8 protein-coding genes are annotated in these 8,955 nt (G+C 56.6%); 2 read left to right on the top strand and 6 right to left on the bottom strand.

Going from position 1 to position 8,955, the window contains the following annotated elements:
• Window positions 1–52: 52 nt before the first annotated feature.
• Both ABLU88_RS16085 and mpl read right to left on the bottom strand, forming a co-directional pair.
• On the bottom strand, window positions 53–598 hold the full coding sequence (locus tag ABLU88_RS16085; protein WP_116279979.1) for a GNAT family N-acetyltransferase: 546 nt from the start codon (window positions 596–598) through the stop codon (window positions 53–55).
• A 64-nt stretch (window positions 599–662) separates the two neighbouring features.
• Window positions 663–2,036 carry a UDP-N-acetylmuramate:L-alanyl-gamma-D-glutamyl-meso-diaminopimelate ligase gene (gene mpl / locus ABLU88_RS16080; protein ID WP_004098056.1) on the bottom strand — a complete coding sequence of 458 codons (1,374 nt, stop codon included), beginning with the start codon at window positions 2,034–2,036 and terminating at the stop codon, window positions 663–665.
• Window positions 2,037–2,211: 175 nt separating this feature from the next.
• Between mpl and fbp the strand changes: the two genes are divergently transcribed.
• Complete coding sequence (gene fbp, locus ABLU88_RS16075; protein ID WP_004098053.1) at window positions 2,212–3,210, top strand: class 1 fructose-bisphosphatase; 999 nt, start codon at window positions 2,212–2,214, stop codon at window positions 3,208–3,210.
• 44 nt (window positions 3,211–3,254) lie between these two features.
• Here fbp and yjfF read toward each other — a convergent pair whose 3' ends face one another.
• The 4 genes from yjfF to ytfQ all read right to left on the bottom strand — a co-directional run bounded on the left by yjfF (window position 3,255) and on the right by ytfQ (window position 7,833).
• The gene (yjfF, locus tag ABLU88_RS16070) at window positions 3,255–4,241 is read right to left on the bottom strand and encodes a galactofuranose ABC transporter, permease protein YjfF (RefSeq protein ID WP_257198677.1); all 987 of its coding nucleotides are present in this window, start codon (window positions 4,239–4,241) and stop codon (window positions 3,255–3,257) included.
• Window positions 4,228–5,253, bottom strand: a complete 1,026-nt coding sequence (ytfT, locus tag ABLU88_RS16065; protein WP_014227645.1) for a galactofuranose ABC transporter, ATP-binding protein YtfT — start codon at window positions 5,251–5,253, stop codon at window positions 4,228–4,230. Before ytfT ends, yjfF begins: the two co-directional genes overlap by 14 nt.
• 10 nt (window positions 5,254–5,263) lie before the next feature.
• The gene (gene ytfR / locus ABLU88_RS16060) at window positions 5,264–6,766 is read right to left on the bottom strand and encodes a galactofuranose ABC transporter, ATP-binding protein YtfR (RefSeq protein ID WP_025107618.1); all 1,503 of its coding nucleotides are present in this window, start codon (window positions 6,764–6,766) and stop codon (window positions 5,264–5,266) included.
• Between the two features lie 110 nt (window positions 6,767–6,876).
• On the bottom strand, window positions 6,877–7,833 hold the full coding sequence (gene ytfQ, locus ABLU88_RS16055) for a galactofuranose ABC transporter, galactofuranose-binding protein YtfQ (RefSeq protein ID WP_004098043.1): 957 nt from the start codon (window positions 7,831–7,833) through the stop codon (window positions 6,877–6,879).
• A 403-nt stretch (window positions 7,834–8,236) separates the two neighbouring features.
• On the opposite strand from ytfQ, the gene ppa reads away from it, so the two are divergent.
• Window positions 8,237–8,764, top strand: coding sequence for an inorganic diphosphatase (ppa, locus tag ABLU88_RS16050; RefSeq protein WP_004098041.1), 528 nt, complete (start codon window positions 8,237–8,239; stop codon window positions 8,762–8,764).
• Window positions 8,765–8,955: the final 191 nt, after the last annotated feature.

Raw genomic sequence — 8,955 nt, 5'->3', positions numbered from 1 at the left:
ATGACATTGCGCGCTGCTTCCCGGAGGCGGCGCTTGACGCGCCTTGTCCGGGCTATAAAACCTTGACCGCGCCAGCCTGCTCCATGACCACCAAACGCAAATCCTGCGCAAAGCGCTGGTACTGCGCCTCATTAATCGGCAGCGGATAGCTCAACACGATCAGTTCATGATCGGCGATGCCCTGATGATAGGTCGGATGGCGATGCGCCCAGGGGTTCGCGCAAAAGCCCATGGTTTCATAAAAGCGCAGGCGCTTATGGGCAACTTCGCTGGTCAGCGGATCGATTTCCAGAACGGTCAGCGGCGCGCGCTGAAGTATTTCAGCTAACAGCCGCTTGCCGTAGCCGCGCGATCGCAAGGTATCGTCGATGGCCAGATGTTCAACGTAGCGATAGTCAGCAAACCGCCAGCAGCCGCTCAGGCCAATAAACTGGCCATCATCGAACCAGGCTTCCAGTTCATAATGCGGATTATCAAGCGCCTGCTGCTTAGCCTCGGCTTCACGCTGCTCGTGCCACGGAAAGGCCCTGCCGTACAGTGCGTCAAGCGGGGGAAAATGCGAGGAATCGGTAGAGGTCACTCTTTCTGAATTCAACATGAACCCTCCTGGCCACAAAAACTATCCGCCCTCACGCGGAGGGCGGATAAACGAGGAGAATAGCCTACTCGGCCGCCTCGGCTTTTTTCGCCAGCTTATCGAGCAGCTTCTGATGAATGCCGCCAAATCCACCGTTGCTCATCACCAGAATGTGGTCGCCAGGATGGGCGGTTTTAACAATCATATCCACCAGCGCATCGACATCGGCGCTCCAGTGCGCAGGCTGTACGCAAGCGTCAGCCACTTCAGCAACCTGCCACGGAATATGCTGCGGCTGCAGCAGGAAGACCTCGTCCGCGCGACCGAGAGACGGCGCCAGGTCGTCTTTGCAAATGCCCATTTTCATGGTGTTAGAACGGGGTTCAAGCACGGCAAGAATACGCGCGGTACCGCCAACTTTGCCGCGTAGCGCCTGCAGGGTCGCCAGAATCGCCGTCGGGTGGTGGGCGAAATCATCGTATACGGTCACGCCGTTGGCTTCGCCGCGCAGCTCCAGACGGCGGCGGGCGTTGATAAAGCTGCCCAGCGCGTTGGCCGCATCGGCAGGCAGCACGCCGACATGCCGGGCGGCGGCGATGGCCATCAGGCCGTTATGCATATTATGCTCGCCGACCAGCGCCCACTTCACTTCGCCGACTTTCTCGCCGTCCAGCCACACTTCCCAGGAGGAAGCATCGGTGGTGAGCTTTTTCGCCTGCCAGTGCCCCTGTTCGCCAACCAGCTCCTGCTCGCTCCAGCAGCCCATCGCCATCGTCTGCTTCAGATTGATGTCGTTCTCCGGCAGGATAATCTTGCCTTTGCCCGGCACAATACGCACCAGATGATGAAATTGCTTCTGGATAGCTTTTAGATCGTCAAAGATGTCCGCGTGGTCGAATTCAAGGTTATTGAGAATCAACGTGCGCGGGCAGTAATGAACAAATTTGGAACGTTTATCGAAGAAAGCGCAGTCGTATTCATCGGCTTCAATCACGAAGAACGGGCTGTCGCCGAGGCGCGCGGAAACATCGAAGTTGCCCGGAACGCCGCCGATAACAAAGCCCGGCTTGTAGCCGCAGGCTTCGAGGATCCAGGTCGCCATGCCGGCAGTGGTGGTTTTTCCGTGCGTTCCGGCAACCGCCAGCACCCAGCGATCGCGCAGCACGAAATCGTGCAGCCACTGGGGACCGGACATGTAAGGGATATTATTTTCCAGCACCGCTTCCACGCACGGGTTTCCGCGCGTCATTGCGTTACCGATGATCACCAGGTCAGGCTGCGGATCCAGCTGGCTGGCATCATATCCTTGAATTAACTCAATTCCCTGGTTTTCCAGCAGGGTACTCATTGGCGGATAGACGTTCGCATCCGACCCCGTTACCTCATGACCGAGGGAACGTGCCAGCATCGCCAGCCCCCCCATAAACGTGCCACAGATTCCTAAAATATGAATGCGCATTCGTCATTTCCTTCTCTTATCTGAAGCACAGTTTACCGGGATGTTGGGGGGGAAAGAAATGCATTTCAGGCGAATCCGTATTTTGCTGGCGCGATTCACCAGTGCGAACTTTTTTTATTCTTTGTTAAGATTGTTATGTTCGTTTTACTTCACATAAACATGCAGGGAACGGGTTATGAAAACGTTAGGTGAATTTATTGTCGAAAAGCAGCACGAGTTCTCTCACGCAACCGGCGAGCTTACTGCTTTGTTGTCGGCGATAAAGTTAGGCGCCAAGATCATCCACCGCGATATCAACAAGGCCGGCCTGGTCGATATCCTGGGTGCCAGCGGTGCTGAAAACGTTCAGGGCGAGGTTCAGCAAAAACTCGACCTGTTTGCCAATGAAAAGTTGAAAGCCGCACTGCGAGCACGCGATATTGTTGCCGGGATCGCCTCTGAAGAAGAAGATGAGATCGTCGTCTTTGAAGGATGCGAACACGCCAAATACGTGGTGCTGATGGACCCGCTGGATGGATCTTCTAACATCGACGTTAACGTCTCTGTTGGTACGATCTTCTCTATTTACCGCCGCGTCACGCCGGTGGGCACCCCCGTTACCGAAGAAGATTTCCTGCAACCGGGCAACCGACAGGTCGCCGCGGGCTATGTGGTGTATGGCTCCTCGACGATGCTGGTTTACACCACCGGCTGCGGCGTGCACGCCTTTACCTATGACCCTTCCCTTGGCGTCTTCTGCCTGTGCCAGGAGCGCATGCGCTTCCCGGAAAAAGGCAACACCTACTCGATTAACGAAGGTAACTACATTAAGTTCCCGATGGGTGTGAAGAAGTACATTAAGCACTGCCAGGAAGAAGATAAAGAGACCCAGCGCCCGTATACCTCACGCTACATCGGCTCTCTGGTGGCGGATTTCCACCGCAACCTGCTTAAAGGCGGCATCTATCTCTACCCGAGCACCGCCAGCCACCCGGACGGTAAACTGCGCCTGCTGTACGAATGCAACCCGATGGCGTTCCTTGCGGAACAGGCGGGCGGTAAGGCCAGCGATGGTAAAGAGCGTATTCTGGATATCATCCCGGAAAGCCTGCATCAGCGCCGTTCTTTCTTCGTCGGCAACAACCATATGGTTGAAGACGTCGAAAACTTTATTAAAGAGTTCCCGGACGCGTAACCCGCCTCTTCCCCTCCCGCCTTACGGGAGGGGAAATCCTTCCATCAGTGCCCCACCCTTGTCACCGGCGAACTCTGCCGATTCTCCCACAGCACCGTCAGGCCGCGCTGCAGCGCGATAAAGATGAACAGAAGGATACCGATAGCGATCTTGGTCCACCATGAACTCAGCGTACCGTCGAAGTTGATGTAGGTTTGAATCAGCCCCTGAATGGCGACGCCAAACAGCGTGCCGAGAACCGTCCCTACCCCACCGCTTAACAGCGTACCGCCGATAACCACCGATGCAATCGCGTCCAGTTCAACGCCAACGCCCGCCAGCGCATAGCCCGCCTGGGTATAGATGGAGAAAACGATCCCCGCCAGCGTCGCCAGCCCGGTAGAGAGCATATAAATACGGATCGTCGTGCTCCGCGTGGAAATCCCCATCAGGTTCGCCGACGTCGCGTTGCCGCCGATGGCATAAACCTGATTGCCAAAGCGGGTGCGGTGGGCCATAAAAATTCCGCCGATCACCACCAGCAGCATCAACAGCCCCATCGCGCTCAGACGCCCGCCGCCGGGGATGGTCCATGCCAGTCCTGATAGCGCGTCATACACCGGATGATTAATGGGAATCGACTCTTCCGAGACCAGGTAGCTGACGCCGCGCAGAAAAAACATCCCGGCGAGGGTGATGATAAACGCCGGGATCTTCAGCGCATCAATAAGCAGGCCCATAAACGCGCCAAAGGCGCAGCCCATCACCAGCACCAGCGGAAACGCCACCAGCGGCGAAATCCCCCAGAAACCGATCGCTTTAGCGAGAAATACGCCGGTAAAGGCGATCACCGACCCGACCGACAGATCGATCCCGCCGGAGAGGATCACGAAGGTCATGCCGACGGCGATGATCCCAAGAAAGGCATTGTCGGTCAGGATATTGCAGATCACCCGCGTCGAGGCAAAGCCGGGAAACTGGGTCAGGCAGTAAAGGTATCCCAGTATGAAGACCGCGAGGGTAATCATTAACGGTAAATTACGTTTTATCATGGCCGCGCATCCCCTTCAGTATGCTGATAAAGCGCGGCGACTGGACGATCAGTACGCACAGCACCACCACCGCTTTGACTACCTGATTAAGCTCCGGCGGGAATCCTGACAGCAGGATCCCGGTATTCATCCCCTGGATAATCAGCGCCCCGACGACCGAGAGCAGCAGGTTAAAACGCCCGCCCATCAGCGAGCCGCCGCCGATAACCACCGCCAGGATGGCGTCCAGCTCCAGCCATAGCCCGGCATTATTGGCATCCGCGCCGCGAATATCCGCCGCAACGATAATCCCGGCAATCGCCGCGCAAACGCCGCTCAGCACGTAGGCCAACATCACGACGATGCGGGTATTTACCCCGGCGTTTTTCGCCGCACGAATGTTAATCCCCACCGCTTCGATAAACATCCCCAGCGCGGTTTTGCGGGTAAACAGCCAGAACAGCACCAGCGTCACGATCGCGATAATCACCGGCGTCGGGAACAGCAGTAGCGATCCGCTGCCGAGCCACGCCAGATGCGGAGAGTCAAAGGTCACGATCTGCCCGGAGGTGATCAGCTGCGCCACGCCGCGTCCGGCGACCATCAGGATCAGCGTGGCGACGAACGGCTGGATCTTCAGCACCGCCACCAGAATGCCGTTCCACAGACCGGCCAGCGCGCCGGCCCCCAGCGATGCGAGCAGCACAACCGTCAGGCTGTGCCCCGCCACGGTCATTGACGCCGCCGTTGCGCCGGCAATCGCCATCACCGCTCCGACGGAGAGGTCAATCCCGCCGGTGGCGATAACCAGCGTCATGCCAATCGCCAGCAGCGCCACCGGCGCGGCGCGGTTCAAAATATCTATCGGGCTGCCGAACAGTCGCCCGTCCTGGAGCACGATCTGGTAGAAATGCGGGGCGACCAGGCTGTCAACGACCAGCACCAGCAGCAGCGCAATAATTTGCGGCATCCCTTTTGGCCAGTTAAAGCGCCGTTTCGGCTGGCCGGTTTTCGGAACAGATTGAGGCATCATCGGTTACTCCTTATGCCGCAATAGCGTTCATGATCGCCGGCACGGAGAGCTCGCTCAGAACCAGCTCCGCCACCTGCTGGCGATCGCGCATGATAATCACCCGATCGGCGTAACCCACCAGCTCTTCCAGCTCTGAAGAAATGACCAGCAGCGCCAGACCATCGGCGCACAGGGTTTCAATCAGGCGGATGATTTCGGCGTGGGCGCCAACGTCAATACCGCGAGTCGGTTCATCAAGGATCAAGAACTGCGGCTTCGTCAGCAGCCATCGGGAGAGCAGCACCTTCTGCTGATTACCGCCGGAGAGAAATTCGATCGGCTGTTCAGCGCTGGGGGTACGAATACCCAGTTGACGAATGAAACGTTCAGCAATCTCATTTTGTTCGCGCCGACCAATCGGCCGCAGCCAGCCGCGCTGCGCCTGGAGCGCGAGAACGATATTTTCCCGCACCGAGGCGGCGGCGATAATGCCGTCGGTTTTACGATCTTCCGGACAGAAGCCGATCCCGAGGCAGGATGCCTGATGCGGCGAGCGCAGGGTTTGCGGCTTGCCTTTGATCCACGCTTTGCCGCTGTCGGCGGGTTTAATGCCAAAGATCACCTCCGCCGTTTCCGTACGTCCCGAGCCTAACAGCCCCGCCAGGCCGACGATTTCACCGGGACGGACCTGCAGACTAAACGGTGCGATGGTGCCTTTTTTGCCAAAATCTTCGAAGGCGGCCACCGGCTTATCGCTCAGCAGGGTGCGGCCCGCGCGCTGCAGGGCGTTATGCTCCAGTTCACGGCCCAGCATCATCTTCACCAGTTCAATTTGCGGCAGCTCGCGGGTTTCCCGGCAGCCGACAAAACCGCCGTTACGCAGCACGGTGATGCGATCGCTGACGGCATACACCTGGTCGAGGAAGTGGGTGACGAAAATCAGGCTGACCCCGCTATCGCGCAGCTGGCGCATCAGGGTAAAGAGCATCTCCACCTCCTGGGTATCCAGGCTGGCGGTCGGTTCATCAAGAATTAACACTTTTGCTGACAGGTCGATCGCCCGGCAGATCGCGACAATCTGCTGCATCGCCACCGAAAAGCGGTTCAGCGGTTCACGGACATCAAGAGAAAAACCGTAGGACGCCATCAGCGCGGTGGCGCGCTTTTCCATCTCTTTACGCCGCAGCAGGCCAAAGCGTCTGGGCTCGCGGCCGATAAACAGATTGTCCGCCACCGACATATTAGGCAGCAGGTTCACTTCCTGATAGACGGTGCCGATCCCCAGCTGCTGGGCGTGAGCGGTATTTTTCGGCGCGATCTCCCGCCCTTCCAGCCAGATGGCCCCGCGATCGGCATGATAGACGCCGGTCAGCGCTTTGATCAGGGTGGATTTACCTGCGCCGTTTTCGCCTAACAGAGCCATGATTTCGCCCCGGCGCAGGCTAAAATTAACGTTATCCAGCGCCTTCACGCCGGGGAAAAATTTGCTAAGCCCTTCAGTACGAAGGATTTCCTGATGTAATTCGCCGTTCATGCTCTCCCCCCTCACCTTTGCCCTCTCCCCGATGGGAGGAGAGGGAAATCAGCCGCGCTTTAGCGACCGGGGACATCCCGGAGGCGGCGGTGAACCTGTCATTCGGCTACTCAGTAGCCCATATTTTTCTTCTTCTCTAACTCTTCTTTCGCCGTATCCGGCAGGTAGAGGGTCGATTTGGTGATGGTGACTTTTTCAGGCAGGGTGCCGTCTTTTTTGTATTTCTCCAGCGCATCGAACGCCGGACCGGCCATATTCGGCGTCAGCTCGACGCTGGCATTGGCCTCGCCGGCCATCATCGCTTTATAGATATCCGGCACGCCGTCGATAGAGCCGGTGAGGATATCTTTGCCCGGCTTCAGCCCGGCCTCTTTAATCGCCTGAATGGCGCCAATCACCATATCGTCGTTATGGGCGTAAACCATGCAGATGTTCTTGCCGTTGTTTTCCGCTTTGATAAAGCTCTCCATGACTTCTTTGCCCTTGCTGCGGGTAAAGTCGCCGGACTGGGAGCGGATAATTTTGATATTAGAGGCTTTAGAAATGGCCTCAGCGAAGCCTTTCTTGCGGTCAATCGCCACGCTGGCCCCTACGGTGCCCTGCAGTTCAACAACGTTACACGGCTTGCCGTCGACGGTTTTCACCAGCCACTCACCGATCAGCTGGCCTTCCAGCACGTTGTTCGCGGTGACGGTGGTCATGTAGAGATCTTTGTCTTTAACATCAATTGAGCGGTCGAGCAGGAATACCGGGATTTTGGCCTCTTTCGCTTCTTTCAGTACCGGCTCCCAGCCGGTCGCTACGACCGGCGCGATGAAGATGGCATCGACGCCCTGAGCGATAAAGGAGCGTACGGCTTTAATCTGGTTTTCCTGTTTTTGTTGCGCGTCGGCAATCTTCAGAGTGATGCCGCGCTTCGCGGCCTCCTCTTTCGCGACGTTAGTTTCGGCCGCGCGCCAGCCGGATTCAGAACCGACCTGCGAAAAACCTACGGTAAGAGGGGCAGCCATGACCATAGACGACATAGCTGCGGAAACTGCTGTGACAAGAAGTAAGCGCTTCCACATAAGAGGATCCTCGTAGGGTTATTGTTGGTTAAAGCCTCACCTGCGGACAAACTATAGACAATCGGAGATGTAACTGAATGCGTTACATCACACTTCAAAAAAGTTAATTAGATGTTAATCAGCGGCCATCTCACCAGCGGAGAGCCGGTGAGGCTTCGCGAGCCGCGCGAGCTTCGCCGTTTATGACGAAATTTTGCACACTTTGAGATATCAAGCATATGCAATGAAAACGGTTACATAATTTTATTCAGTATGCGGCTATGTTTATGGATTTTCAGGCTGTCTTACGCTGAAAAATTCAGACTCCACCCACCCGTTCTGGGGAAAAAGAAGCGAAGACATTCGATGTGAGTTGGCTATAATACCGGGCACTTGTTTGCCATACATTTTAAAGGAAACAGACATGAGCTTACTCAACGTACCTGCGGGCAAAGATCTGCCGGAAGACATCTACGTCGTGATCGAGATCCCGGCGAACGCAGATCCTATCAAATACGAAGTCGACAAAGAGAGCGGTGCACTGTTCGTTGACCGTTTCATGTCCACGGCGATGTTCTATCCGTGCAACTACGGCTACATCAACCACACCCTGTCCCTGGACGGCGACCCGGTTGACGTTCTGGTCCCGACGCCGTACCCGCTGGAGCCAGGTTCAGTCATCCGCTGCCGTCCGGTTGGCGTGCTGAAAATGACCGACGAATCCGGTGAAGATGCGAAACTGGTTGCGGTACCGCACACCAAGCTGAGCAAAGAGTACGATCACATTAAAGATGTGAACGACCTGCCGGAACTGCTGAAAGCGCAGATCACCCACTTCTTCGAGCACTATAAAGACCTCGAAGCGGGCAAATGGGTTAAGGTTGACGGCTGGGACAACGCTGAAGCGGCGAAAGCTGAAATCGTGGCTTCCTTCGAGCGCGCTAAGAAGTAATTCAGCCGCACTCAGGTTCGCAAAAACACCGCCTCCGGGCGGTGTTTTTTTTGGCCGTTGATCCATGCCCGAGCGGCGGCTGACGCCTTAGCCGGCGACAGCACCTAACGCCACAAAAAACAACGCCACCCGAAGGTGTAATGCCAGTCAGTTAAGCAACTGACTGGCCCTTTTTAGGGGCTGTGGGGTAT

The sequence above is a fragment of the Klebsiella sp. GW_Kp182 genome (assembly GCF_040062275.1).
Lineage (GTDB): Bacteria > Pseudomonadota > Gammaproteobacteria > Enterobacterales > Enterobacteriaceae > Klebsiella > Klebsiella michiganensis.
The sequence above is the reverse complement of the archived record's forward strand: the minus strand, read 5'-3'. Positions and strand labels throughout refer to the sequence as shown.